This is a genomic window from Streptomyces milbemycinicus (assembly GCF_002154605.1).
Classification (GTDB): Bacteria; Actinomycetota; Actinomycetes; order Streptomycetales; family Streptomycetaceae; genus Streptomyces; species Streptomyces milbemycinicus.
Genome location: NZ_MUNE01000748.1, coordinates 1 through 1945 on the forward strand (window position 1 = coordinate 1; position 1945 = coordinate 1945).

At 71.4% G+C, this 1945-nt stretch carries 2 protein-coding genes and 1 pseudogene; 2 read left to right on the forward strand and 1 reads right to left on the reverse strand.

Annotated features, from left to right (window positions below; genetic code table 11):
• Window positions 1-1290, reverse strand: a 1290-nt coding sequence (locus CCN51_RS44985) for an amino acid permease (protein ID WP_086860885.1), incomplete at its 3' end; no start/stop codon positions are given.
• Between the two features lie 209 nt (window positions 1291-1499).
• On the opposite strand from CCN51_RS44985, the gene CCN51_RS44990 reads away from it, so the two are divergent.
• Together CCN51_RS44990 and CCN51_RS44995 are read left to right on the forward strand one after the other, a co-directional pair.
• Window positions 1500-1706 (forward strand): hypothetical protein, encoded by a 207-nt coding sequence (locus CCN51_RS44990; protein WP_014174943.1) that lies wholly within the window; start codon window positions 1500-1502, stop codon window positions 1704-1706.
• Window positions 1703-1945: pseudogene (locus CCN51_RS44995) on the forward strand (DUF2637 domain-containing protein); the annotation flags it as partial. The gene CCN51_RS44990 and the pseudogene CCN51_RS44995, both read left to right, overlap by 4 nt.

Consider the following 1945-nt stretch of genomic DNA (forward strand, 5'->3'; position numbering starts at 1 on the left):
GTTGACCAGCGCGAAGGCGAAGAGGGTGCCGATGCTGGTGGCGTCGGCGAGCTGGCCGAGCGGGATCGCGGCGGCCAGCACACCGCAGAAGAGGGAGACGATCACGGTGTTGGCGCGTGGCACCCCGCTCCCCGGGTGGACCCGGGAGAAGACCTTGGGCACCAGCCCGTCCCGGGACATCGCGAAGAGGATGCGGGTCTGCCCGTACAGCACGGTCAGCACCACGGAGGCGATGGCCACGACCGCGCCCGCCGCCAGCAGCACGGCCCAGAAGCTCTGCCCGGTCACATCCTTCATGATCCCGGCGAGCGCGGCCTCGGAGCCCGCGAACCGCTTCCAGGGCAGCGCGCCCACCGCCACGGCCGCGACCAGGCAGTACAGGGCGGTGACGATCACCAGCGAGAGCATGATCGCGCGCGGCAGGTCGCGCTGCGGGTTCTTGGCCTCCTCGCCGGCCGTGGAGGCGGCGTCGAAGCCGATGTACGAGAAGAAGAGGGTGGCCCCGGCGGCGCTGACGCCCGCCATGCCCAGCGGCATGAACGGCGTGTAGTTCCCGGCGCGGATACCGGTGAAGGCGACGGCGCAGAACAGCACCAGGGCGGCGATCTTCACCCCGACCATGATCGTGTTGGCCCGGGCGCTCTCCTTGGCCCCGCCCAGCAGAAACGCCATGGCCAGCAGGACGACCAGCAGCGCGGGCAGATTGAACAGACCGCCGTCGCCGGGCGGGGCGGCCAGCGCGTCGGGGATGGTGACGCCGAGGGTGCCGTCGAGGAGTTCGTTCAGGTACTGGCCCCAGCCGACCGCGACGGCGGCCACCGACACCCCGTACTCCAGGATCAGACACCAGCCGCAGACCCAGGCGACCAGTTCACCGAGGGTGGCGTAGGCGTACGAGTACGAGGACCCGGAGACCGGGATGGTGCCCGCCAGCTCGGCGTACGACAGGGCGGAGAACAGCGCGGTCAGCCCCGCGATCGCAAAGGAGACGATCACCGCGGGCCCGGCGTCCGGCACGGCCTCGCCGAGCACCACGAAGATACCGGTGCCCAGCGTCGCACCGATGCTGATCATGGTCAGCTGCCACATGCCGAGCGAGCGGCGCAGCTTGCCGCCCTCGCCCTGACCGCCCTCGGCGACCAGCAGCTCGACGGGCTTGCGCCGCATCAGCCGGGAGGGGAGCCCGCGTGGGCCGAGCCCCTGGGAGCCGCGCGCCTGCGAACCGAGTGCCTGGGCACGGGGCCCCGACTCGGAACGTGCGGTGGGCGGGGCCGCGCCGTGGTCCAGCAATGGAATGGCTCCTTATCGCTGCCGGTCGGGTGGGTCGGATGGCGGTGACCGGCGGCGTACACACAGCGCACCATTATTGCGCATATACGTACGAACGTTGCGCATGGGGTGGCTGTACGGCGAATCGTTGCGGGAGGCCGGGCCGCACTGAAGCACGTTTCACCCGAATGCCACGATACGGCACCAATTTGGCCCTCGTTGGTGGGAACGTGACCCCAGACAGTCTGCAGAACACCGATCATGACCCCCACGGCCCGGACGGCGGGTGCCGTCCCGGAGGCCACGGGGGCGCGGACGAGCGGCTTCCGCTCGAGTACTGCGCCCGGGTGTGGGAGGACTTCCTGCGCACCCTGAACCGCATCGAGACCGACTTCGTCCACCACTGCGGCACCACGGAACCGGGCGTACAGGCATGACGTACACCGAGCCGAGGCCGGGCGGCTACGGCGCCCCGCCGCCCACCGGCCACCGGTCCGCTCCCGGCGAGCGGTTCGCTCCGGGCGAGCGGTTCGCCCCCGGTGAGCGGTTCGCCCCCGGCGAGCGGTTCGACATGGCCCCCGACGACCCGCTGGGCTTCCCGCTGCCGGACCCCGAGACCATCGAGAGCCGGTGGGACCTGGAGGGGGACCTGGCCCGGCTGCTCCAGACCTCCGCC